Origin of the sequence: Stenotrophomonas sp. 3diitr2024, from assembly GCF_042136455.1 — a bacterium.
Lineage (GTDB): Bacteria > Pseudomonadota > Gammaproteobacteria > Xanthomonadales > Xanthomonadaceae > Stenotrophomonas > Stenotrophomonas sepilia.
On record NZ_JBHHMJ010000601.1, the window covers coordinates 23,403 to 44,606 of the forward strand.

At 65.4% G+C, this 21,204-nt stretch carries 26 protein-coding genes and 2 pseudogenes; 18 read left to right on the top strand and 10 right to left on the bottom strand.

Annotated features, from left to right (window positions below; genetic code table 11):
* Positions 1–88 precede the first annotated feature (88 nt).
* A complete protein-coding gene (locus tag ABGA94_RS15640) occupies positions 89–619 on the bottom strand; it encodes a nuclear transport factor 2 family protein (RefSeq protein WP_375367744.1) in 531 nt (176 codons plus the stop codon).
* Positions 620–655: 36 nt separating this feature from the next.
* Positions 656–1,288: a hypothetical protein gene (locus ABGA94_RS15645; protein WP_240431617.1), complete on the bottom strand. Its 633-nt coding sequence runs from the start codon at positions 1,286–1,288 to the stop codon at positions 656–658.
* 154 nt (positions 1,289–1,442) lie between these two features.
* Here ABGA94_RS15645 and ABGA94_RS15650 point away from each other — a divergent pair, with 154 nt between their 5' ends.
* Together ABGA94_RS15650 and ABGA94_RS15655 are read left to right on the top strand one after the other, a co-directional pair.
* Entirely contained in the window at positions 1,443–1,754 is a 312-nt protein-coding gene (locus ABGA94_RS15650) for a hypothetical protein (RefSeq protein ID WP_375367746.1), read from the top strand.
* Positions 1,755–1,771: 17 nt separating this feature from the next.
* Positions 1,772–2,089: a hypothetical protein gene (locus ABGA94_RS15655; protein WP_005416890.1), complete on the top strand. Its 318-nt coding sequence runs from the start codon at positions 1,772–1,774 to the stop codon at positions 2,087–2,089.
* Positions 2,090–2,140: 51 nt separating this feature from the next.
* Here the strand turns inward: ABGA94_RS15655 and ABGA94_RS15660 are convergent, their stop codons facing one another.
* From ABGA94_RS15660 to ABGA94_RS15680, 5 genes are all read right to left on the bottom strand, one after another.
* The gene (locus ABGA94_RS15660; protein WP_065185701.1) at positions 2,141–2,488 is read right to left on the bottom strand and encodes an RcnB family protein; all 348 of its coding nucleotides are present in this window, start codon (positions 2,486–2,488) and stop codon (positions 2,141–2,143) included.
* Between the two features lie 134 nt (positions 2,489–2,622).
* The gene (locus ABGA94_RS15665; RefSeq protein WP_111129129.1) at positions 2,623–4,059 is read right to left on the bottom strand and encodes an efflux transporter outer membrane subunit; all 1,437 of its coding nucleotides are present in this window, start codon (positions 4,057–4,059) and stop codon (positions 2,623–2,625) included.
* Positions 4,056–4,940, bottom strand: a complete 885-nt coding sequence (locus ABGA94_RS15670; RefSeq protein WP_111129127.1) for a biotin/lipoyl-binding protein — start codon at positions 4,938–4,940, stop codon at positions 4,056–4,058. The genes ABGA94_RS15665 and ABGA94_RS15670 overlap by 4 nt, the downstream gene beginning before the upstream one ends.
* 1 nt (position 4,941) lies before the next feature.
* Positions 4,942–5,151, bottom strand: coding sequence for a DUF1656 domain-containing protein (locus ABGA94_RS15675; protein WP_005416886.1), 210 nt, complete (start codon positions 5,149–5,151; stop codon positions 4,942–4,944).
* Between the two features lie 4 nt (positions 5,152–5,155).
* Positions 5,156–7,126, bottom strand: a complete 1,971-nt coding sequence (locus ABGA94_RS15680; RefSeq protein WP_258390363.1) for an FUSC family protein — start codon at positions 7,124–7,126, stop codon at positions 5,156–5,158.
* 70 nt (positions 7,127–7,196) lie between these two features.
* On the opposite strand from ABGA94_RS15680, the gene ABGA94_RS15685 reads away from it, so the two are divergent.
* A complete protein-coding gene (locus tag ABGA94_RS15685) occupies positions 7,197–7,991 on the top strand; it encodes a helix-turn-helix domain-containing protein (RefSeq protein ID WP_111129125.1) in 795 nt (264 codons plus the stop codon).
* Positions 7,992–8,024: 33 nt separating this feature from the next.
* Here ABGA94_RS15685 and ABGA94_RS15690 read toward each other — a convergent pair.
* Positions 8,025–8,846, bottom strand: a pseudogene (locus ABGA94_RS15690) (alpha/beta fold hydrolase).
* 143 nt (positions 8,847–8,989) lie between these two features.
* On the opposite strand from ABGA94_RS15690, the gene ABGA94_RS15695 reads away from it, so the two are divergent.
* The 6 genes and pseudogenes from ABGA94_RS15695 to ABGA94_RS15720 all read left to right on the top strand — a co-directional run bounded on the left by ABGA94_RS15695 (position 8,990) and on the right by ABGA94_RS15720 (position 12,807).
* Positions 8,990–9,379, top strand: coding sequence for a hypothetical protein (locus ABGA94_RS15695; protein WP_375367749.1), 390 nt, complete (start codon positions 8,990–8,992; stop codon positions 9,377–9,379).
* A 42-nt stretch (positions 9,380–9,421) separates the two neighbouring features.
* Positions 9,422–10,041: pseudogene (locus ABGA94_RS15700) on the top strand (RHS repeat protein); the annotation flags it as partial.
* A gap of 175 nt (positions 10,042–10,216) precedes the next feature.
* Complete coding sequence (locus tag ABGA94_RS15705; RefSeq protein WP_375367751.1) at positions 10,217–10,657, top strand: hypothetical protein; 441 nt, start codon at positions 10,217–10,219, stop codon at positions 10,655–10,657.
* A gap of 312 nt (positions 10,658–10,969) precedes the next feature.
* Positions 10,970–11,299 carry a hypothetical protein gene (locus tag ABGA94_RS15710; protein ID WP_005416874.1) on the top strand — a complete coding sequence of 110 codons (330 nt, stop codon included), beginning with the start codon at positions 10,970–10,972 and terminating at the stop codon, positions 11,297–11,299.
* Positions 11,300–11,786: 487 nt separating this feature from the next.
* Positions 11,787–12,176 (top strand): hypothetical protein, encoded by a 390-nt coding sequence (locus ABGA94_RS15715; RefSeq protein ID WP_061479978.1) that lies wholly within the window; start codon positions 11,787–11,789, stop codon positions 12,174–12,176.
* A 151-nt stretch (positions 12,177–12,327) separates the two neighbouring features.
* Entirely contained in the window at positions 12,328–12,807 is a 480-nt protein-coding gene (locus ABGA94_RS15720) for a hypothetical protein (RefSeq protein WP_240431616.1), read from the top strand.
* Positions 12,808–12,826: 19 nt separating this feature from the next.
* On the opposite strand, the gene ABGA94_RS15725 is transcribed toward ABGA94_RS15720, so the two are convergent.
* Positions 12,827–13,201 carry a hypothetical protein gene (locus ABGA94_RS15725; protein ID WP_065179221.1) on the bottom strand — a complete coding sequence of 125 codons (375 nt, stop codon included), beginning with the start codon at positions 13,199–13,201 and terminating at the stop codon, positions 12,827–12,829.
* A gap of 575 nt (positions 13,202–13,776) precedes the next feature.
* Between ABGA94_RS15725 and ABGA94_RS15730 the strand changes: the two genes are divergently transcribed.
* Positions 13,777–14,106 carry a hypothetical protein gene (locus tag ABGA94_RS15730; protein WP_005416862.1) on the top strand — a complete coding sequence of 110 codons (330 nt, stop codon included), beginning with the start codon at positions 13,777–13,779 and terminating at the stop codon, positions 14,104–14,106.
* On the opposite strand, the gene ABGA94_RS15735 is transcribed toward ABGA94_RS15730, so the two are convergent.
* Positions 14,100–14,504 (bottom strand): ribonucleotide reductase subunit alpha, encoded by a 405-nt coding sequence (locus tag ABGA94_RS15735; protein ID WP_111128621.1) that lies wholly within the window; start codon positions 14,502–14,504, stop codon positions 14,100–14,102. The genes ABGA94_RS15730 and ABGA94_RS15735 overlap by 7 nt on opposite strands.
* A gap of 194 nt (positions 14,505–14,698) precedes the next feature.
* On the opposite strand from ABGA94_RS15735, the gene moaA reads away from it, so the two are divergent.
* The 8 genes from moaA to ABGA94_RS15775 all read left to right on the top strand — a co-directional run bounded on the left by moaA (position 14,699) and on the right by ABGA94_RS15775 (position 21,204).
* Positions 14,699–15,679 carry a GTP 3',8-cyclase MoaA gene (gene moaA / locus ABGA94_RS15740; RefSeq protein ID WP_111128620.1) on the top strand — a complete coding sequence of 327 codons (981 nt, stop codon included), beginning with the start codon at positions 14,699–14,701 and terminating at the stop codon, positions 15,677–15,679.
* A gap of 8 nt (positions 15,680–15,687) precedes the next feature.
* Positions 15,688–16,686, top strand: a complete 999-nt coding sequence (moaCB, locus tag ABGA94_RS15745) for a bifunctional molybdenum cofactor biosynthesis protein MoaC/MoaB (RefSeq protein ID WP_375367768.1) — start codon at positions 15,688–15,690, stop codon at positions 16,684–16,686.
* Positions 16,683–17,936, top strand: a complete 1,254-nt coding sequence (gene glp, locus ABGA94_RS15750) for a gephyrin-like molybdotransferase Glp (protein WP_375367754.1) — start codon at positions 16,683–16,685, stop codon at positions 17,934–17,936. Before moaCB ends, glp begins: the two co-directional genes overlap by 4 nt.
* On the top strand, positions 17,936–18,196 hold the full coding sequence (locus ABGA94_RS15755) for a MoaD/ThiS family protein (protein ID WP_005416856.1): 261 nt from the start codon (positions 17,936–17,938) through the stop codon (positions 18,194–18,196). Before glp ends, ABGA94_RS15755 begins: the two co-directional genes overlap by 1 nt.
* Before the next feature lie 3 nt (positions 18,197–18,199).
* Positions 18,200–18,700, top strand: a complete 501-nt coding sequence (locus tag ABGA94_RS15760) for a molybdenum cofactor biosynthesis protein MoaE (RefSeq protein WP_005416853.1) — start codon at positions 18,200–18,202, stop codon at positions 18,698–18,700.
* A gap of 36 nt (positions 18,701–18,736) precedes the next feature.
* Entirely contained in the window at positions 18,737–19,279 is a 543-nt protein-coding gene (locus ABGA94_RS15765) for a molybdenum cofactor guanylyltransferase (protein ID WP_375367757.1), read from the top strand.
* Positions 19,276–19,641 (top strand): hypothetical protein, encoded by a 366-nt coding sequence (locus ABGA94_RS15770; protein ID WP_053499740.1) that lies wholly within the window; start codon positions 19,276–19,278, stop codon positions 19,639–19,641. The genes ABGA94_RS15765 and ABGA94_RS15770 overlap by 4 nt, the downstream gene beginning before the upstream one ends.
* A 144-nt stretch (positions 19,642–19,785) precedes the next feature.
* The gene (locus ABGA94_RS15775; protein WP_053499738.1) at positions 19,786–21,204 is read left to right on the top strand and encodes a NarK family nitrate/nitrite MFS transporter; all 1,419 of its coding nucleotides are present in this window, start codon (positions 19,786–19,788) and stop codon (positions 21,202–21,204) included.

The window sequence follows — 21,204 nt, forward strand, 5'->3', positions numbered from 1 at the left end:
CGCGTGGCCGAACTCTGCCCGATCCCTTGCCGGATGCCAATGCCCTGGCTGAATGGATCGCAATCCGCGCTCGGCGTCCTCAAGACGTTCAATCGGCCGGGCTGCGTGAATCGCGGATCGAGTAGATCACCGAGAAGATCTTCCAGCCTTGCTCGGTCCGGACCAGCTGCCACATTTCCCTGCCCCAGTTGGTCTTCACCCCATCGTCGTGGAAGCTGTAGTCGAACGACACCGAAGCCACATCGCCGTCCGTTTCGATCTTCGTGTTGGAGAACTTTTCCTCCTTCGGCTTCGGCGAGGCGACCGCCCCGTCAATCAGCGCGATGAAGTTGTTGGCGGGAATCTGCCGCGCCTTGATCGCATCGGGCTTGGCCTTGCGGATGTCCTGCAGGCGCGCGTCCTCGGAAACGAACTGCCAGCCGATATCTTCCGGCTTGTCAGAGAAGAACAGGCTCATGTAGGTCGGCTTGTCCTTGTTGATCAGCGAGGTGCGGAACGATTCGACCACCTGTTCGATGGCCTTGACGTCGGCAGGGGCGTTCTGCGCGGCTAAGACTGGCAGCCACGCCGGGAGCAGAAGGGCGAGGGCGGCGGAGCGTGCACGTGCGTTGGGCATCATGGGGGTCCTGGGGAGGAGTGAGGTGGCGCTCGCGCATCAGCGCGCGTAGGTTCGCCAGAAAAGCACGTGGTCTTCGGCCGTGTTGACGGCGACGAAGACGGATTTTCCGGATTCGGGCGCGCAGCGAAAGACACGGTACGACGCACTGAGCGTCGCGTTGCCAGGCCACCAGTATCGATTGAATGCAACAGGATCACTGTTGTTGAATGTGGTCGCCTGGCAATCCGCAGGCAGCTGCAGTGGTATCGCAGGAGGCTTGGTGAAGGCCAGCGCGCTGGTGTTGGAGTCGAGGTCATGGACCTCGCGCAGATCGGTCGCCGCTTGCGGCACCCAGCCGGGAATCCACCCCTTGTTCACCCTGTCGGAGTCAAGCGCCTCCTGCAGGGTGTCGAACGAACTGTCCATCACCATACCGCAGGCGCATAGCGCGATACAGAACGTCACGACAATGGCGCGCCAGGCCCATGCAACGGGGCTGGTCATCCTCGTCATGATCTGCGGAAAGCAGCCTACCCACTTCCTAGGGCGGCAAGCGCTTGAGCCGCGCTTCCAGCCCCGGTCGTACGGCCGGTCGCAGGGTTCTGCATGGCGCTGCGCCTTGCGCGCGTACTGCTGCATGAACAGGCCGATCTCCTGCGCGATCCTGTCCTTCCGGCTCTTGCCTGCCATCGACGGGCGTCCCAGTGTTCATCCTGAATCATCGGTCGGCGCACGCTAGCACGGATGACGGGCGCCGCAACAGGCCGGTTTGACGTTGAGGAAGGTCTGCGCGGATGATGCGCGGGCGCGCGGCGCAGGAGGGGATCTGTCAATGAGGACATTGATGTGGGGGCTTGCCGGCCTGTTCCTGGCGTACGTTGCCGGTTGCTCGGCAATCTCGGCGTGGCATTCCCGCGCGCTTGCCTCGGTTCGGCCGGGGGCGGGCAAGGCCGGAGTACTCCAGGCGCTGGGGCAACCTGACGTGGTGGAGCACGCCGGTGCTCCCTTTACCCGCTATGCCAGCCGTGGATGCAGTGGTCGCTGTGCGCAGCGATGGTGGTATGAGAACCGGCTGGGCCTGGATAACGAAGCCTGGTCGGTGGAGCTGGATGCTTCCGATCGCGTGCTCACAACGTCGCGCTTGACGTCACCCTAGAAGACCGCGACGAACGCATGCGCATCCATCGACCTTTCATCTTCATCGCAAGCCTGGCCCTGATGGCGTTGTGCGGGCTGATGGGCGTGCTGGTGCTCATCCATGGCTTCAACGAGCAGGGCCTGCGCTGTGGCAGGCTGTGCTCACTGGAGGTCTCCCTCCGCCTGCTCTTCGGTGATCGGGGATTCGAACTGCTGGTGGCGATGGGACTGTTTGCCACAGCGCTGATGTGCGCGTATATCGCATTGCGGGAGGGCATGCATGCCGGGCGGCCGCGAAGGCAGGTACAGCGTCGGGGGCATAAGCGCCGCCGATCGTCACAGCCCAGGTCGTGAAGTATCTCTCCGCGCGGCGTTCTGCCGCGCGGAGGGACACCGCAGGAGGTGTCAGCGATGCAGCGCGTCGATGATCAGCCCGGTGGCGATCTCCACCAACAGGTACTCGTTATCGGACTGCCGGACCCAGCGCCGGTCGCGGCCCGGCTCGCGCAGGTCATAGCGCGCGTAGTCGTCCACCCAGTAGCGGCGGTCCACTTCGGCCCAAGGGAGGCGGTCGCCACGACGCCAGGCCTTCTTCTGCCAGCCCGGCGGCGGCGCATCGCGGTTGTGCGGGCCACCTGCATGCGGCGGCGGGCCGTTGCCGCGGGCGTGGTGCGGCGGATCGGCGAAGGCGGGGGCCGCAGCCAACGCGGTGGCGGTGGTCAAAGCGATGGCAAGCAAACGTGTGGTCTTCATGGATGTGCCTCCGTCATGGCCGCAGCATGCGGCGCTGTGGCGGGAATATAGGGCAGACAACGTGAATGAATACGGGTGTGCGCGGCACTTTCCTGAACACACAGCGTGACGTGCAGTCGCCGCCCCGGAAAGGATCAACGGGCCCCGTCCGGGGCCGGACCCAATGCGCCCCAGCCGCCGCCCAGTGACAGGAACAGATCCATCTGGCGATCGACCCGGTCCGCGCGCGATGCGGCCAATGCGGACTCCGCATCTGCCAGCGCGGCCTGGGCCGAAAGCACATCGAGAAAATCGATCCTGCCGAAACGGTAGAGCAGCTGCGCCTGTCCCGCGGCCCGCGCTGCGTCCCCATGCGCCTGTGCCAGGCTGCGCTCGCGTTCAAGCGCCTGCGTGCAGGCAGAAAGCGCAGTCTCGGTCTGGCGAAGTGCCTGCAGCACCGCGCCGTCAAAGGAAGCAAGAGCCGCATCTGCATTGGCACCGGCCGCTGCGATGCGGGCCTTGGCCACGCGGCGGTTGGGCCAGTGCCATGACAGCAGCGGCCCGACGCTCGCCCCGAAACTGTCGGCGGAAAGCAGATGCGCCGGTGTGCCAGCCACGCCCGAAGAGGCGCCCAAGGTGATCTGCGGATAGAGACCCGCCGTCTCGACACCGATCATTGCAGTCGCGGCGGCCAGGCTGCGTTCGGCTGCGCGTACGTCAGGGCGCCGCTGGAGCAGCTGCCAGCCGTCACCGACCGGCAATGCCTGCTGCAGCTCAGGGGGCTGTGGGCACCCTCCTGCTTCCTTGGGATAGTCTGCCGGGACTTTGCCCATCAGTGCGGCCAGTTCGAACAGTGCGGCCTGGCGTTCTGCCAGCAGGTGCGGTACCGCCGCCGCGCTGCGGTTGACCGCGGCTCCGGCACGGCTGACATCGAAGTCCGTTCCACGCCCGCCTGCAGCCAGGCGACGGGTTGCCTCCAGCGTGGCGCGCTGTATCGCCAGCACATGCCGGGTCGCAGCGAGCGTGTGATTGCTTGTGCAGATCTGGAGATAGGCACGGGTGACAGCCGCAGCGACCACCACGCGGACCTGGTCGCGTGCCGCAGCGATGGCCTCCGCGTCGGCGTTGGCGGCTTCGATGCCGCGGCGGATGCCGCCTGCAAGATCCAGTGGATAGGAGAGGCGAAGGCCCAGCGCATAGGATTGCGGCGCGACCGACGCCTGGGTGTAGCCACCGGCATGGACGAGCGTGCCCGACGCATCCACGTCCCCTTGCACGGCACCGCGCGCGCGGTACTCCAGCACGGTCGCGCTGGCGCGCCGAAGGTTGGCATCGGCGGCGCGCAGGTCGGTATTGGCCGCCAGTGCTTCGCGTACGTAGGCGTCAAGCTGAGGGTCGCCATACAGTTCCCACCACCGATCCGGTGGTGGGTCGTGGCTGAACGATGCCTCCTGGCCCGAGACGAACGCCTGCGCCGCGCGTGTGGAGGCAGCGACGGCATTCGCAGGCAGGTGATAGTCGGGGCCGGACACGCAGGCCGTCATCGGCAGCAGCAGGGCAAGCAGCCCACCGCGTAGTGTTCGCAGGCTCACTTGCAGGTTCCCTGTGCCGAGGGCGTGATGGTCACACTCGCAGTGCGACCGACGATCAGGCGGGTATCCGGCCGCGCATCGTCAATGCGGATGCGTACCGGGATCCGCTGTGCCAGCCTCACCCAGGTGTAGGTCGGCGCCACCGCCGGCAGCAGGTTGTGGGTGCTTGAGCGCTGATCGTCGGCAATGCCGGCGGCGATGGTATCCACGTGCCCGCGCACGTCGTGGTCGTCGCCCATCAGCCGGGCCACGGCGGCATCGCCCTCGGTGATGCAGGCCAGCTTGGTTTCCTCGAAATAGCCCTCGATGCGCAGGCTGCGGGTGTCGATCAGCGCCAGCGCCTGTGCCCCCGGCTGCAGGTAGTCGCCCGCGTGCAGGTCCAGGTTGGTGACGATGCCATCGGTGGTCGCACGCACCTCGGTGCGTTGCACATTGAGCCGGGCAACGCGCTGTTCGGCCCGCGCCTGCGCCACGGCGGCCAGCTCGGTATCGACCTTGGCGGCATTGCGTTCGCGGGTTTCCGAAGCGACCAGGTTGCCCAGTGCGTCGTCCCGCGTCGATTCGCGGCGGGCCAGTGCCAGCGTGGCGCGTGCGCTGCTGGCCGCTGCGTCGGCCTTCTCAAGTGCGGCAGCGAAGCGCGGCTGGTCCAGCACCAGCAGCAGCTGTCCGGCGCTCACCCGCTGGTTGTCGTGCACCAGCACCTGGGTGACCAATCCCCCCATGTCCGACGCAACGCGCACCACGTCGGCGCGCACCCGCCCATCGCGCGTCCACGGGCGTGTTTCGTAGCGATGCCAGATGGCCAGTGCAGCGACGACGGCAATTGCGAACACCATCAGGGTTGCGCTCCAGCGCCCGATGACAGCAAGCGTGTGTTTCATCTCATTTCTCGAACAGGGGCGCGAGCCGGATCATCAGCTCCGCCAGGATCACGAACAGGGACAGGCCCACCAGTGGCCACGCGGCGAACAACCGGTACAGACCGAGGCTGGCGAGGAAACGTGAGGTCAGTACCGACAGCGCCAGCGCGGCGACGGCCACCGCAAGCAGGCCGGGAATCAGCACGCCGTCAATCGAAAGATCAGGAAGCATGAGGTCAGCGCCGGTGGGTGAACAAAGGTACGAGAAGGTCGCGGCGCAACCCGCAGAGCAGGTGCGACAGATGCTCCCGATCAGCCCCACTGCTGGTAACCACTGCTTCGCGCATTCGGTCCAGCACTTCCAGAAGATGGGTGTCGATACGGCGCGGCGGGTGGGCACGAACCCTGAAATGCTCGGCGATGCGTTCGATCAGCAGTGCATGAAGCGCCCGGACCTGCGGATTGTCCCGGCACTTGTCCAGTGCGCGGAGTTGGCTGGATGCACGTGCCGCACGAACATCCGCAAACAATGCCCGCAGGTCGTGCGCGGCGCTGGAACGGCCCTGCAGCCTGGGAGCGAGCAGCCCGATTCGATCCAGCATGCGGCTGAGCCAGGCGCGTGTCACATCACCTTGTCCGGCGGCGTGTCGTGCGATATCCCGACGGATCGAACGCTCCAGCCGTGCGCGGTTGCGGCCCGCATCGGCGGTCTGGAACAGCTGCATGCTGCACAGTGCCACCGTCGTACCGATGAACAACGCAACGCTGTTGTTGAGTGCGCCGACGATGTTGACCGTATTGGTCGCGCCCAGGCCGGCGATGAGCGGGAAGGTCAGTACCACACCCAGCGCAGCCATGATGAAGGGAGGCCGGGCCAGGAACGATCCGCACAGCAGCAGCGCAGGCGCCAGCGCGGCAATCAGGCCGACGAAATCGGACAGCGCGGGGAAGATCAGCAGACCGTAGAGCAGGCCGACGGCAACGCCGATCAACGACCCCACCAGATAGCGCATGACATGCGGCGCAGGCGCTTCGATCGTGCCGAACAGCACGCACGCCGTGCCGATGATGGACACCGCCGTGGCGCCGTCCGACCAGCCGGTAACGATCCACAGAACGCAGCTCAGCAGGATGCCGACGAACGCGCCCAGCGCGCTGCGCAGGGCAAGCCGATGATCCCGGTGAAGTACCGCACCCTGCACATGTCGCGCAAGGCGGGCAGGTACATGCAGACGCCAGTCGGGGCGGGCAATGTGCAGTTGTGCCTGCAGCACGCGGCAGTCGGCGTGGGCCAGGTCGAGCTCGGCCTGTTGCACGGCAAGGCCGGTCTGCATCAGCTCGCGCCAGCCAGGCGAATCCATCGCGCGGGCCTGGGGTGAGCGCAGCCGGTCGATGGAATCTTCCACCGCGCTGGACAGCGTCAGGACGTCCAGCATCCGGTCGTGCAGGGCGCGCAGGATCTGCACCTGCGCCACGCCGTGGGCGCTGTCGTAGGGCAGGTGGATCGACAGTACATGCAACTCGAGCAGGTCGGCGGCCACTTTCGAGCGGTCCGTCGCCAGCACCGTGTCCGATGCGCCGGCGCGCATGTCCCGTGTCCATCGTTCCGCGTCATCCAGCACGGCAGCGACCCGTGCGTGCACGCGCGACGAAACCCGGCGCGGCAGCACCAGCCCATGGACCAGCGTTGCGGCCAGGATGCCGATGGCGATTTCCTGCACCCGCGTGATGGCGATGGTGAACACGTCTGCCGGCACCATCACCGCAGGAAACCCGATCAGGCTGGTGGTATAGCCGGCCAGCAGGAACGCATAGGCACGTGGCGTGCGGTCGAGCATTGCCAGATACAGGCAAAGTGACATCCAGGTGGCGAGCGCGGCGCTCAGCACCAGGGGGGCATTGGCGAAGCGTGGCACCAGCGCGACGGTGGCGACGGCCCCACCCACGGTACCGAGCAGGCGAAACAGGCCGCGGCTCAGTGTTGCCCCGGAAAGGGGCTGCGACACCAGATAGACCGTGCCGATCACCCAGAACGGGCGATTCAGGCCGATCCGCAGAGAGACATACAGCCCCAGTGACGCGGCGAGCAGGCATTTGAGCGAGAACAGCGCTGCTTCCTGGTCGGTCCTGAGGGCAGGGCTTTTCAACCGGCCGAATGCCTGGAACACATGGGGACGAAAAGGGGTGGGGGAGGGCATGCGGCTCATGCTAGTGATCGGCCGCACTGGCGAATTTCGCTACAATGACAACCAATCGCTAAAACAGGTCAATGTGAGAATGGCTCGCATTTCGCTCCCCGGCTTTGACCTGGACCCGGACGAGACCGATCGCCCGGCGGTCGCCAGCCGCCTGCAGGTGGCCGAGCACGACGCAGAGATTCCCGTGCATGAGCACCGCAAGGGCCAGCTCATTCTTGCGCTGCATGGGGCGGTGACCTGCGAAGTGGCCAACGCGCTGTGGATCGTGCCGCCCCAGTGTGGCGTCTGGATCCCGGGCGGCATGCCGCACAGCAATCGCGCCACCGCCAACGCGCGCCTGTGCTACCTGTTCGTCGAGCCCGGTGTCGTCGACCTGCCGACGCAGTGCGTGACGCTGGCCATCTCGCCGATGCTGCGCGAGATGATCCTGCACCTGGCCGACGCGCCGCTGGACTACCCGCATGGCAGCCACACCGACCGGTTGGCGCGGGTGCTGCTGGACGAACTGGTGCAGATGCCGGCCGAGCATCTGTCGCTGCCGGTCAGCCATCACCCGAAGGTGCGGGCGTTGGCGGCGGCGCTGTCGGCGGATCCGGCAGATCGCAGCACCATCAGCCAGTGGGCGGTGCGCCTGGCCCTGGGCGAGCGCACATTGACCCGGCTCATCGAACGGGAAACGGGCTTGTCCTTCGGGCGCTGGCGGCAGCAGCTGCACCTGCTCATCGCCATTCGGGAACTTGCCGCGGGCGCACCGGTACAACGCGTTTCCGAGACGCTGGGCTATGAGTCGGTGACGGCCTTCATCACGATGTTCAAGAAGGCGCTTGGCCTTTCCCCGGCGCGGTACTTCGCGGTTCGCCTGCGCGGGCAGTAGCGGGGAACAGGGGGAAGCCGTTGCCTGGAACGGCTACTTCGAGGTGTCGGAGACCGATTGAATCGCGGCCACCACCGCAGCAGGGTCCTCGCGCTGGAGGGTGTGGCCGGTTGCCAGGTAGCGATGCCAGCCGCGCGTGAATCCCGAAAAGAGCAGGGCGTGCTGTGCTTTCCAGAGCGCCTTGCCCGCTGCGGTTTCTTCTAAGAACAGCGGTTCGGCAGCCAGCTGGGTTGCAGTCAGCAGCACCACCGGCACGTCCGGCATCGTGCGCGTGGTCTCCGCACCGGGTGCATCCAGCTGTTCGGTCAGCACGGCATAGTCGGCGGCCATGGCCGGCGGCAGCATTGCCCGCAGTTGGGCATCGTCTGCCTGCACGCGTGCACTGTCGGCCTGCTTGAACGCATGGCGCTGCCCCATCGTGGCCGGGTCCACCAGCACCAGGCCCTGCAGGCGCTCCGGATGGCGGCGTGCAAACTCCGTGGCCAGCAGGCCGCCATAGGAGTGACCCACCAGCACCACGCGGCGACCGGGTGCGAGCGTATCGATCACGGCCGTGAGGTCGGCCAGATGCGCATCGATGCGCTTGGGGTGACCGTCGCTGCCGGACTTGCCGAGTCCCGCACGGGCGTAGGTGATGCTGTGGTAGTCGCGCCCCAGACCCGCAACCACCTCCTTCCAGGCGCCCGCGCCCTGGCCGAAACCGGATTCAAAGACCACGGTGATCGGGCCTGACCCCGTTTCTTCGGCCTGCAGTGCGTAAGCGCCTCAATCCACCTGGATTTCCCCTGCGTGCGCGGTGCCCACTGCGGCCATCATCGCGGCCAGCGCCCACAACGTCACTCGGCTGCTCTTCATTGCCATTCCCCTGGGCCGTGCCGCGTGCCAGCCCTTCCGATGGGTCAGGTCTGCAGCGGAGTGCCACAGCCTGCCGACCTCGCGACAGGTCGTGCTGGTAATGTAGTGAGGTATAACACCTACTTCCCGTGCAGGAAGTCATGGTGCATGAGGTCGCTGCGCCTGCGCTGCGGGTTCTTCCGCCCCCCCTATCAACGCGGCTGACCTTGCCGGCATCTGGTGCGTCGGATCTGACGCTGCTTTTGCCCTTTGTCGCCGGCGTTGCAGCAGTTGGAGGAAGGGATGCCGGCAATCTATTAGGTTGCATTGGGTACCGTCTGCGCTATGGTTGGAATTCAAACTGTGTATTGATCCCTATGAAGCTGACGCGCGGATGGTTTCTTGCACTATCTGTAATGTGGCTGGCCATTTTCGCTTTGATGATGTGGCTTGACCGAATCTGGGATGCGTGTGGCGCGTTGCTAGCTGCGACAGCCTTCTTTCTCGTTGCCTTGAGGAGAAAGCAGCATTTGGCTGGTGGATCACAAGAGTAGCGTGCCTTTTCAGCCCCCTCTTCGAAGAGGGGGCTTGAGAATTATGACTCCACCGGTAATCGCACCCCGCTGACCACTTCGGCAGGCACCGCCAGCTACACCTATCCCCCAACCAGCCATCGCCTGGCTGCGGTGGATGGCGAGGTACGCAACCATGACGCAGCGGGGAATACCACCAGCATCGGCAGCAAGACGTTCATCTACAACGATACCAACCGCATGAACGCGGTGAAGCAGGGTAATGCCGTGCAGGAAAGCAACGCCTACAACCATCGCGGCGAGCGCGTGCTGCGTACCCCTGCCGGTGGAACTGCCCAGATCACGCTGTATGACGAAGCAGGGCAGTGGCTGGGCAACTACTCGGCCACGGGCCAGGCGCAACAGCAGGCCATCTGGCTGGACAACTACCCGGTGGCGCTGATCAATGTGCCGAGTACCGGCGTTCCGGAACTGGCCTACGTCCAGCCAGATCATCTGGGCACACCGCACGTGGTGATCGATCCGGTGCGCGATGTGGCGATCTGGGAGTGGAGCAACAAGAGCGAGGTATTCGGCAACCAGATTCCGAGTGCCGATCCGGATGGTGATGGTGTGGCGTTCGAACTGGCGTTGCGATTCCCGGGCCAGCAGCCACGGATGCGAGCGGATTGTTTTACAACTATAGTGGTTCGATCAAAACATCAAGGGCGACTCCACCGCTGACTCCGCTGCGGATCAGCTGGCAAACCGCCTCGGACGATCATCTGGGCAAATGAGCCGTACGGGGAGTTGCTCGCAGATGTGCTGGAGCTATCGACCCGGTGGAAACTCCCCTTACTGATGACTCGGATGCCTCAGATGTACGCTCCCAAGCTGCTCCCAATCGTGACGCTGTCAATCGCACTTTCTGGTTGCATGGAAGTTGCCAGCACCGAGTATGCAGACCGCAAGCAAGCCGTCTCAAGGCAAGCAATCGGTGAATCGAAATGGTTGCCTTCATGGTTGCCTGAGGACGCAGTCAACATACGCGAGTCGCACGACATGGACACAAATGAATCGTGGCTGGTATTCCGCCTGACCAGCGGGGCTCTTGCTTTGCCCGACGAATGTAGGCTGGTGAGCAGGCCGGAGATGTCCGACGCGCGAGTCATGCGGAGATTTCCTCAGTTTGCCCGCAACGCGTGGTCGCGAGCGTCAAGCCATGGCGGCAAGTTCTATCTGTGTCCGGAGGGAAATGTTGGCCGCTGGGTCATGCGCGATGAAGAGCTGGGCCTTGTTTACAGCGGAATAAAATTATAGGTGGCTGGGCGGTCTCACCCAGTAAGCGAAATGCGTGAGGGGCACGTGGCGGTCTCCTTTCCCGGTGCCTGATTCGGCACTTTCCCGCCGAGCGTCGTGTGGGTTCGGGTATGTGTCAAATCGACCTTGCCACTGGTCCGTGTTCACGAATGGTAGGGCCGTGTAGGAAGATCGGATGGTCCGGCAAGCTTTAAGCACCCTGGTGTTCGGCAGGAAGATTGCTGGGCCGCGGTGACGACTGTGCGGGAGGACCTATGGGATGTCGGCTCCATGCTCTATTGTGGCTGCAGCGCAGGCGGTGGATGGAGGCGAATGGAAATGAAAGAAAAAATGAGAGAAAGAGAGGCGCTGTCGCCAACTGGCTTCTATGACCAATACTATGCGGACAGTGGCCTGGATCAGGAAACCGTAGTGGAGCTGCTGGAGCATGTTGCAGACGAGCTTCGTTTGCCCTCCGGGAAGCTCCGTCCTGGAGATCGATTTTCGAAGGAACTGTCGCCTGGTGAAGCTGATGGCTGGGACTCGGGGTATGGAGTTTTAATATTCGAGCTTCAATCGCTCGCGAAAGAACGGGGTATTGCAGTCAATCGGCGGGTGGATTCGCTCGACGACTACATTCGTATCATGGCGGGTATCTATTGATGAGGTTGATGCGTACCTGAATGGTTGTATGCGTGAGACGTCGCAGTGCGTACTGAGGATCCGAGGATGCCAAAGGTGAGGTGTGCCGCAGCTGTCATGGCCGGTCTGGTTCTGGCGGGCTGTGCAACAATGGGTGGCGATATGATCGTGCGCGTCTCGGGAAGCGTGCCGCCAGGTCAGGGTGACGTTCGCGCTCTGGATTGTGAGCTGAGCATGCTCGGGGAGGGCGAAGGTGTAGTTTCGTCGAAACCGGTTGGAAGCACATTCTCGGTCCCCATGATGGTCGTTGCAGGGCCGGAACCCCAGAGCTACCAATTCGCCGTTGAATGCAGGGACGGCCGGAGTTTCGCATCCAAGCCGGTGCAGATCAGTAGTCGGCGCTCCTATGCCCGGGATCTCAATCTTGGGGAGCTCCAGGAGCGGTGAGAGAGAGGAAGGGGCGACCGGGGTCGCACCTCCGTCGTATGCATCTGACGGATTCCAGTGGATGAACGAAGATTTCAACTTGCTCGAATGGTGTGACGCCACGTTGCTGGCCATCAACATTGACAGGAGCAAACCTGGCGTATGCGACGAGGTAAAGGTCCACGTGCGCTGGCCGGACGGCCGGCAGGCAACCGTCTGCTTCTCGGAAGCCTACGGGTGCTCGGCGCTCATGAACTTCGGCGTACTGGGGGAGGAGGGAATAGAGTTCGCCAGGGTCGAGGACGACGAGCCGGGGCTTGCTCATCTTCTTGATCGTTGGAAGGCGGTCGGCTATCCGTTGTCCGGCCTGAAGTGTTTCCGTATCGAGACCACCTCGACCGGAAGCGTAATTCTCATCTACGCCAGGACATGGCGGATCGAGCATCTGCCGATGGCGGGTGCAGTGCCCTGAAGGACATTCCGTGCCCAGATTCCTCACCCCCGACACGGTCTCCCTCATCCAAGGGAAGCGGCCTGAGAAGACCGAGCGGAGATGTGTTTGGGGTCATGATTTTTGGCCCTGCGGCGACGTTGTCCGCCACACTCTGCAAACTGGGGCCTTGATGATGGTGAGGATCCTGACAGCACTACTTCTGATTGGAGTCGGACTTGGATTCTCTGGCGGCGCATGGGCTGTAGGAAAGCGGCCCTTCAAGATGATCCAGTTCTGCGTGCATGACCAAGAGGGCGTGAATCGGTTCAAGCAGACCCTCAGCTCTATCGCCAACGACGAAGGAATGCAGTACTTCGATGGCAGCGCTGAATTGGATCGCCAGCTTGCCAGAGCAAAGGTGGACGTGAAGCGCCCTGTCGTCTACGTCGGAGTGAAGCGGGAAGATGGCTCTGGACTGGAGGCGGGGAACTTCGGATTGGATCGCTTCGAGATAGCCATCGGCTTCTCTGAAGGGAAGATGCCCGCCGAGGCACGGTCATTTTCTTTCCGCGTCGAACGCACCTTGGCCGAGCGCTGGAATGTACTCGCGATTCCCTCGGCGAAGGGCGCTACGCCGCTGGCATGTCGGGTGGAAGGCGGTTCTCGCTGAAGGGCGTTGCACATGACATTCACCCTTCGGGCTGCAAGCGCCCCACCGCCTGCGCGCACAACGACTGGCAGGCCATGACCAACCCCTCCATCACCCGGTCGCCCACGTACTGCCCGGGTTCGCCATTCTGCCGGGTGCGCTCCGCCGCCAGCAGCATTTCCAGCACCACCCGCAACCCGCTCAGCGCGCAATCGGCATCGGCGAGGGCCAGGAGGCGGCCGGGCAGCTGGTGACGCTCCGGCCAGGGTTGCCCGTCGGCCGCCGCACCGGAGCCGATGCGGTGGAGGTTGGCAATGAAGGTGTTCCTGTCCACTGGCGGCGCGGCTTGTGGCGAACCGTCGTCGCCGGCGGTGCTGCGGTAGGCGTGCAGATGCGGGAAGTCCGACTCGTTCATGGCAAGGCTCCGTGCAGGGCAATCGGCAGCCGCCACTCATAAAAGTGGCGGACGGTACGTGGTTCGAACACCGGGTTGATGTCAGTCCGGCGGGCCCGAAGGCCCCCACGCACCGCCCGCCATAGCCGGCAGACGGATTGCCAGCCGGCGCCACGCTGAGGTGGCGCCGGCTGGCAAGCGCATACATCAACATCAACTCGGGTGTTCGAAGCCCGGCCACCCTTTTCCGGTGGCACGCCATCTGAGCCCCTGGCGCTGTGCAATGCCAATCAGAAGAGTTGTAAACATCACTCGATTGGAGACGCTTTCGGCATTCTCCCATGCTGTTAAGCACTGCCAGCGCTGGCTGGCGCGGCGGTCCGCCCGCACCGTGCAATCTGCGACAGATGTCGAGGTTGGGGGGCGTTAGGGAACAAGGGGGGGAGGGGCGATGACGACAGGCTCTGCGGGGAGCGACCTGTGTCGAGCACGGCCCGCGTCTACAGGCGCCAAAGCGTGACGTGCGACTCGGGTTGACGTTCCCAGCCACCAAGCGCAGGCTTGCTCAGCACGTTTCCTAAAACAGAAGGAGACTTATGACCGCCACCGCTTCGCTGCACCCCACCCCCGACACCCAAGGCCGTTCCCGCCTGTGGAGTGTGTTCTGGCTGCAGGGCGTCATTCCCAGCAACATTCTGTGGGCGGTGGCCCTCTGGGCGCTGGCCAACCAGCGCACCACGCTGCTGCTGGGGGTATTTGCCGTGCTGCTGCTCTATACCGGCTGGATCATCCCGGCGGTCTGGCGGGCGGCGCCCACCGCGCACAACCCCAACCTGGGCGTGGCGGCGCGCGGGCTGACCGTGGCCTGGGGGCTGAACACCGTGCTGGTGATCTTCTTCCTGACCCTGCAGCTGGTGGCTCAATAGAACTGAACGGGCTCGCCGCCACGGTCGAAGGCGGCGAAGCGGCCGATCTGACCGCCATGGATGGCGTTGACCATCAGCTGCAACGGGCGCGCGGCTTCGTCGCTGTTCGGCGCGAAACCGCCACGGCCATCCAGCGCCGCTACGAACACCAGGTCCCAGTCGATGCCGGTGGTGGTCGATTCGGCCGCCAGCGCCTGGAAGCTGGGCACCTCGGCCGGCAGCTTGTCCACGCACAGCACCGGCGACAGGGTGCCGCCCTCGCGGCGGTCATGCCGGTCGCGCTGGTCGCTGGTGGGCGATTCGGGCAGCTCGGCGCGCACGAATACGAACAGCAGGCGTTGCGGTTCAGCCTGCTCGCCGGCGGCGTGCAGCAGTTGCTGGAAATCGTTCATCATCATGAGGGTTGTCACACGCCCGCTGCACGGAAAGCCGCATGCTGCCACAACGCCTTCCGCGGGGGGCCGAACGCGATTGATTTAAGTCATGCCGATGGAACTGAAGGCCGCGTACTCTGGCAATCGTTCCAGCAGGCGAGGGTATCCGGGCCGTTCCGGGCACAGGCAAGACGGTGGAGCAACAAGGTGGACCAGCCATGAGCCAACTCACCGACGGTTTCGGACGCAGCTTTCCGTACCTGCGCCTGTCGTTGACCGAAGCCTGCAACTTCCGGTGCAGCTACTGCCTGCCCGACGGTTACCAGGCCGATGGCCACCCGCGTTTCCTGCAGGTGGAGGAGATCGGCCGCCTGGTGCGGGCCTTTGCCGCGCTGGGGATGAGCAAGATCCGCCTGACCGGTGGCGAGCCCAGCCTGCGCAAGGATCTGGACGAGATCATCGCCACCGTGGCGGCGGTGCCGGGCATCCGCAAGGTGGCCATCACCACCAACGGCACGCTGCTGCCGCGGCGGCTGCCGGGATGGCACCGGGCAGGCCTGACTGCGCTGAACGTGAGCATGGACAGCCTGCAGCGCGAACGCTTCAATACCATCACCGGCCATGACCGCCTGCCGGAGATCCAGCAGGGCCTGGCCCTGGCGCAGGCGTTGGGCCTGCCGGCGATCAAGCTCAACGCGGTGCTGCTGCGTGGCCTGAACGACGACGAGCTGCCGCAGTGGATGGACTACCTGCGTGACCGCCCCTTCAGCGTGCGCTTCATCGAGCTGATGCGCACCGGCGACAACGAAGCCTATTTCCAGCGCCACCACCTGCGCGCCGATCGGGTGATCGAGCAGCTGCTGGCCGCGGGCTGGCACGAGCGCCCGCGCGCGGCCGATGCCGGCCCGGCGCGCGAGTTCGGTCATCCGGACCATCGCGGCAGCATTGGGATCATCGCGCCGTATTCGCGTGACTTCTGCAAAGGCTGCAACCGCCTGCGGGTGACCGCCAAGGGCGACCTGCGGCTGTGCCTGTTCGGCGAGTTCGGCGTGCCACTGCGACCGCTGCTGCAGCGCGATGAGGACCACGACGCGCTGCTGGCACGCATCACCACCCAGCTTGGCCTGAAAGCGGCCGGGCATGGACTGCACCAGGGCCAGACCGGGCTGACCCCGCACCTGGCCTCGATCGGAGGATGAGCAACACGATGAGTGGGGAATTGAATGCGGCCTTCCATATGGCCGATGTGCGCAACAAGCGCATCACCCGCCGCCGTGCGGTGGCGGTGGGCGAGTTGCATGCCGGTCCAGTGGCCTATCCGCTGATTGTCGAGCGCCGCCTGCCCAAAGGCGATGCGCTGGTGATGGCCGAGATTGCCGGCCTGCAGGGCGCCAAGATGGCGTCGATGCTGATGCCGCTATGCCATCCGCTGCCGCTGGAACTGGTGCAGGTGTTCTGCTCACCGGTGCCGGAAAGGCAGGCGATCCGCGTGTGGTGCGAGTGCGCCAGCGAGGCGCGCACCGGCGTGGAGATGGAGGCACTGGCCGGCGTCAACGCGGCGCTGCTGACCCTGTACGACCTGAGCAAGCCGGTGGAACCGGCGCTGCGCATCGAAGGTATCCGCCTGCTGTTCAAGGAAGGCGGCAAGCGCGGTGTCTGGTTGCACCCGGACGGCATGGACGAGGCCGAGCGTGAGCGGTTCAAGCCGCGTGCGCCGAAGGGCCTGGAAGGCGCGGCCTGCGCGGTGATCACGCTGAGCGATCGCGCCAGCGACGGCACCTATGAGGATATCTCTGGCCCGACCCTGGTGACCGGCCTGAAAAAGCTGGGTGGCGAGGTGGTGGCCGCCGAGATACTGCCCGATGGCATCGAGCCATTGGCGGGCCGCCTGCAGGCCTTGGCCGCCGAGGGCGTGCGCCTGTGCCTGTGTACCGGTGGTACCGGGCTGGGCCCGCGTGATCTGACCCCGGAGGCGCTGCGTTCGTTGAATGCGCGGCCGGTGCATGGCCTGGCGCAGATGGTGCGGGCACTCAGCGCACAGCACACGCCGATGGCCTGGCTGAGCCGCGCCGAGGTGGTGCAGCTGGGCAACATGCTGGTGTTCGCGCTGCCCGGCAGCCCGAAGGCGGCGGCGCAGTGCCTGGACATCCTGGCGCCGGTACTGGGCCACGCCTTGGCCATGGTCGATGGCGGTGGCCACGGATGATTGCCTACAGCGAGGCCTTGCAGCACCTGCTGGAGGCGGCCAAGCCGCTGCCGGCCGAACGCCTGCCGCTGCACGAGGCCGCGGGCCGCACGCTGGCCCGTGACATCCACAGCGCACAGGCGTTGCCGCCGTTCGACAATTCGGCAATGGACGGCTTCGCGCTGCGCGCCGACGGCGCGACGTTCGAGGCCGGTACCGAATTCGGGGTGCAGGGCTGGCAGGCGGCCGGCGATGCCGGTGCCGAAGGCGGCGAGGGTGCCTGGGAAATCATGACCGGCGCGCGCATACCGGTTGGGCTGGACACGGTGGTGCCGGTCGAGAATGTGGAGATCCTCGCCAGCGAAGAAGGGCGCCCGACCCGCATTGTCCTGAAGGGCACGGTGAAGCCCGGCCAGAACGTGCGCCTGCGCGGCGAGGACGTAAGCGACGGCGAGCGCGTGCTGCAGGCCGGGCAGGTGCTGGACATCAACGCGCGCACCCTGCTGCATGCCATCGGCGTAGGCGAGGTGGCGGTGGTGGCAAGGCCAAGGGCCGCGGTGATCGCCACCGGCAAGGAGCTGGTGACCGAGGCGGCGCAGACGCTGGCGTCCGGGCAGATTCGTGACAGCAACCGGCCGTACCTGGTTGGCCGCCTGCAGGCCGCCGGTGCCGAGGTGGTCTGGCAGGGCACGGTGGGCGACGACGTGGCCGCCTTCAATGCCGTGCTGGATGCAGCGCTGGACGCGGGTGCGCAGCTGTTGATCAGCACCGGCGCGGTGTCGGCCGGCCGCTACGATTTCGTTCCCGACGCGCTGCGCGGCCGGGGTGCGCGCATCGTGTTCCACAAGGTGGCGATCCGCCCCGGCAAGCCGTTGCTGTTCGCGGTGCTGCCCAATGGCGCGCTGTATTTCGGCCTGCCGGGCAACCCGGTCTCCGCTGCCGTGGGCCAGCGCTTCTTCGTCGAGCCGGTGCTGCGCCGCCTGCTGGGGCTGGCACCAGAGCCGGTGCTGACGTTGCCGCTGCAGGCCGACGTGCGCACGCCGCCGGGCCTGCGCTTCCACGCGCGGGCGCGGGTGGAAGTGGACGCGCAGGGTCGCCTGAGTGCGCGCGTGCTCGCCGGGCAGGAGTCGTTCCGTTTGATGTCCATGCTGCAGGCCAATGCCTGGGTGGTGCTGGAAGGCGAGGGCGGCGTGGCCGCTGCCGGCACGCCAGTGCGCGTGCAGGGCTGGGGTCATCAGGACCCGGTGCAGCTGGTGAGCCAGGAGTCATGATGAAACAGGTGAATCTGCAGTTGTTCGGTGCGTTTTCCGATCTGGATGCCAGCCGTGAAATCGCGGTGGAGGTGGCCGGTGGCACCGTGGCCGATCTGCGCCAGGCGCTGCGCGAGCTGCTGCCACTGCGTTGGCCGGGTTTCCGTGCCGGCCTGCTGGATTACTCGGCATTCGCCGATCAGCAACGCGTGCTGCGCGACCACGAGGCGCTGCCCGACGATGGCCGGGTGGCGATCCTGCCGCCGGTGAGCGGGGGCTGAGCGATGAGCGAGACGATCATTGCCAAGGTGGTGGACCGCGCGCAGGCGGCGATCGATCCGGCCGAGGGCATCGCGGCGGTCTCCGATCCGGGCTTCGGTGGCATCGATGTGTTCATCGGCAAGGTGCGCGACGTCAACATCGGCCGGCCGGTGACCGGGATCACCTACGACCTGTTCGAGCCGCTGGTGTTGAACGAGTTCAAGCGGTTGGCCGCCGAGGTCGAGGCGACGTTTGGCCCGAAGCTGAAGCTGTATGTGGCCCATGCCAAGGGCCGGTTGGGCATTGGTGATGTGGCGGTGGTGGTGGCCGCCGGCAGCCCGCACCGTGACGAGGCATTCCGGGCCTGCCGGCAATTGATCGAGGTGGTCAAGCACCAGTGCCCGATCTGGAAGCAGGAACATTACGAAGACGGCGACAGCGCGTGGAGCGAGGGCTGCAGCCTCTGCCACGCGGACAGTGAACCTGCACATGCCCATGACCATGCGCACGATCATCAACATTGATGCCGGCGCAGCCACGCATGGCGTGGCTCTACTGCGATGAGCATCACCGGCATCGTGCTGGCCGGTGGCCTGTCCACCCGGATGGGCCGCGACAAGGCGCTGCTGCCGTGGCAGGGGCGCACGCTGCTGGAACACATGCGGGGCCTGTTGATGCAGGCTGGCGCACGCGAGGTCTGGGTCAGCGGAAATTACCCGGCGTTCGGCGGCATACCGGACCGCCTGGCACGTTGCGGGCCGCTGGGCGGGCTCTACAGCGTGGCGACGCGCATGCCCGATGGCCCGGCCTGGGTGGTGCCGGTGGATACACCGCTGCTGCCGCCGCGATTGCTACAGCAATTGCGTGACGGCCATCGCGGTCCATGCACGATCTTTGCGGGCCACCCCCTGCCCATGCTGGTGGATATAGACGATGCTTGCCGCAACGTACTTGGATCGATGCTGGATGACCCGGACGGCCCGCGCTCGCTGCAGGCCCTGCAGCGCCGTCTTGGCGTGAATTCCGTGGCCCTGGCGCCGGTTGACGAGGCCGGGCTGGTCAACTGCAATACCCCCGAACAATGGGAGGATGTTGCGTCATGAAAGTGCAGTTGCAGGACCAATCGGTACGGCTTCGCCTGGACGAGGCCGAACTGGCGCGCCTGCTGGCCGGTGAATCGGTCGAGAACATGACCCGCTTCGGCGGTATCGAGGGCTGGGGCATGGCGGTGTCGCTGCATGGCGGCGAGCGGCCGGTGCTGCTCGATGGTGGCACCTTCTGCCGCCTGGTGCTGCCGCGCCCGGCGGTTGAGGCCTTGGCGGCGCGGCTGCCGTGCCGGGATGGCCTGCCATTCGACATTGCCCTGGAAGATGGCAGCCGGCTTCAGCTGCAGTTCGATGTGGACGTGCGCGACAGCGTGCGCCAGCGCGGAGTCACGCGCCGCAATACCGCTTCATCGGTTTGACATTTGTCAGGGGCAGGGTGAAAACCGGCCCCTGATTGATCCAGATCAACCCCGTCGTAGTTGCCGCACGGCCTAATGGCTGCACGACGACGGGTCACAACTTGAAAGCAATACCCACGTCATTCCACAGCCTCGGAGCCATGTATGACCGTCGGTAGCGATCCTGTTGTCCGCAGCACTGCCCGTCCGGGTCGCGTCATCAGCGACTGGACGCCGGAGGACCCCGGCTATTGGGAGCGCACCGGCAAGCGGGTTGCCACCCGCAACCTGGTCATCTCGATCCCCTCGCTGCTGCTGGCCTTCTCGGTCTGGGTGCTGTTCTCGGCGGTGTCGATCAGCCTGCCGAAGATCGGCTTCAACTTCAGCACCGACCAGCTGTTCTGGCTGGTGGCGCTGCCCAGCCTGTCCGGCGCGACCCTGCGCATCTTCTATTCGTTCGTGATCCCGATCTTCGGCGGCCGCCGCTGGACCGCGCTGTCGACCGCCTCGCTGCTGGCGCCGACGCTCTGGCTCGGCTTTGCGGTGCAGGACCCGGCCACGCCGTACTGGGTGTTCGTGGCCATCGCGATCCTGTGCGGCTTCGGTGGCGCGAACTTCTCATCGTCGATGTCCAACATCTCCTTCTTCTATCCCAAGCAGAAGCAGGGCCTGGCGCTGGGCCTGAACGCTGGCCTGGGCAATGTGGGCGTGTCGGTGGCGCAGGCGGTGATCCCGCTGGTCATCACTGTAGGCGTGTTCGGTGCGCTGGGTGGTGCACCGCAGCCCACGGTGGAGGGTGGGGCACCGCTGTTCCTGCAGAACGCCGGCTTCATCTGGGTGCCGGCCATCGCGCTGTGCGCCATCGCGGCCTGGTTCGGCATGAACGACCTGACCAGCGCCCGCTCGTCGTTCTCCGAGCAGGCGGTGATCTTCCGCCGCAAGCACAACTGGCTGATGTGCTGGTTGTACATCGGTACCTTCGGTTCCTACATCGGTTTCTCGGCCGGCTTCCCGATGCTGGTGAAGAGCCAGTTCCCGGACGTGAACCCGCTGGCCTACGCCTTCATCGGCCCGCTGCTGGGCGCACTGATGCGTTCGGTGGGTGGCAGCATGGCCGACCGCTGGGGGGGCGCACGCCTGACCTTCTGGGTGTTCGCGCTGATGATCGCGGCGGTGTTCGGTGTGTTGCACTTCCTGCCCAGCGATGGCCAGGGCGGCAACTTCCATGGCTTCCTGCTCAGCTTCATGGCGCTGTTCGTGCTCAGTGGCATCGGCAACGGCACGACCTTCCGCATGATCCCGGTGATCTTCCGCACGCTGCATGAGCGCTGGTCGGCCAACGACAACGCCGAGGGCAAGGCTACCGCCGCGCACCAGGCCAGCATCGAGTCGGCTGCGGTGGTCGGCTTTTCCGGTGCGATTGGCGCCTACGGCGGTTTCTTCATTCCCAAGAGCTACGGCTCGTCCATTACGTTGACCGGCAGCCCCGACATGGCGCTGTACGGATTCGTTGTTTTCTATGTCACCTGCCTGGCCGTGACCTGGTGGTGGTACTACCGGCGCGGTGCCGAAACACCCTGCTGA

Coding starts and splice junctions, on each gene's coding strand:
- ABGA94_RS15720 (WP_240431616.1), top strand. CDS start 12,328: ATGATGGTGAGGATCCTGACAGCACTACTTCTGATTGGAGTCGGACTT.
- ABGA94_RS15660 (WP_065185701.1), bottom strand. CDS start 2,488: ATGAAGACCACACGTTTGCTTGCCATCGCTTTGACCACCGCCACCGCG.
- ABGA94_RS15735 (WP_111128621.1), bottom strand. CDS start 14,504: ATGATGATGAACGATTTCCAGCAACTGCTGCACGCCGCCGGCGAGCAG.
- moaA (WP_111128620.1), top strand. CDS start 14,699: ATGAGCCAACTCACCGACGGTTTCGGACGCAGCTTTCCGTACCTGCGC.
- ABGA94_RS15725 (WP_065179221.1), bottom strand. CDS start 13,201: ATGAACGAGTCGGACTTCCCGCATCTGCACGCCTACCGCAGCACCGCC.
- ABGA94_RS15685 (WP_111129125.1), top strand. CDS start 7,197: ATGGCTCGCATTTCGCTCCCCGGCTTTGACCTGGACCCGGACGAGACC.
- ABGA94_RS15640 (WP_375367744.1), bottom strand. CDS start 619: ATGATGCCCAACGCACGTGCACGCTCCGCCGCCCTCGCCCTTCTGCTC.
- ABGA94_RS15675 (WP_005416886.1), bottom strand. CDS start 5,151: ATGCTTCCTGATCTTTCGATTGACGGCGTGCTGATTCCCGGCCTGCTT.
- glp (WP_375367754.1), top strand. CDS start 16,683: ATGATTGCCTACAGCGAGGCCTTGCAGCACCTGCTGGAGGCGGCCAAG.
- ABGA94_RS15715 (WP_061479978.1), top strand. CDS start 11,787: ATGAACGAAGATTTCAACTTGCTCGAATGGTGTGACGCCACGTTGCTG.
- ABGA94_RS15760 (WP_005416853.1), top strand. CDS start 18,200: ATGAGCGAGACGATCATTGCCAAGGTGGTGGACCGCGCGCAGGCGGCG.
- ABGA94_RS15775 (WP_053499738.1), top strand. CDS start 19,786: ATGACCGTCGGTAGCGATCCTGTTGTCCGCAGCACTGCCCGTCCGGGT.
- ABGA94_RS15770 (WP_053499740.1), top strand. CDS start 19,276: ATGAAAGTGCAGTTGCAGGACCAATCGGTACGGCTTCGCCTGGACGAG.
- moaCB (WP_375367768.1), top strand. CDS start 15,688: ATGAGTGGGGAATTGAATGCGGCCTTCCATATGGCCGATGTGCGCAAC.
- ABGA94_RS15670 (WP_111129127.1), bottom strand. CDS start 4,940: ATGAAACACACGCTTGCTGTCATCGGGCGCTGGAGCGCAACCCTGATG.
- ABGA94_RS15645 (WP_240431617.1), bottom strand. CDS start 1,288: ATGGCAGGCAAGAGCCGGAAGGACAGGATCGCGCAGGAGATCGGCCTG.
- ABGA94_RS15765 (WP_375367757.1), top strand. CDS start 18,737: ATGAGCATCACCGGCATCGTGCTGGCCGGTGGCCTGTCCACCCGGATG.
- ABGA94_RS15680 (WP_258390363.1), bottom strand. CDS start 7,126: ATGAGCCGCATGCCCTCCCCCACCCCTTTTCGTCCCCATGTGTTCCAG.
- ABGA94_RS15730 (WP_005416862.1), top strand. CDS start 13,777: ATGACCGCCACCGCTTCGCTGCACCCCACCCCCGACACCCAAGGCCGT.
- ABGA94_RS15650 (WP_375367746.1), top strand. CDS start 1,443: ATGTGGGGGCTTGCCGGCCTGTTCCTGGCGTACGTTGCCGGTTGCTCG.
- ABGA94_RS15710 (WP_005416874.1), top strand. CDS start 10,970: ATGGAAATGAAAGAAAAAATGAGAGAAAGAGAGGCGCTGTCGCCAACT.
- ABGA94_RS15655 (WP_005416890.1), top strand. CDS start 1,772: ATGCGCATCCATCGACCTTTCATCTTCATCGCAAGCCTGGCCCTGATG.
- ABGA94_RS15755 (WP_005416856.1), top strand. CDS start 17,936: ATGAAACAGGTGAATCTGCAGTTGTTCGGTGCGTTTTCCGATCTGGAT.
- ABGA94_RS15705 (WP_375367751.1), top strand. CDS start 10,217: ATGTACGCTCCCAAGCTGCTCCCAATCGTGACGCTGTCAATCGCACTT.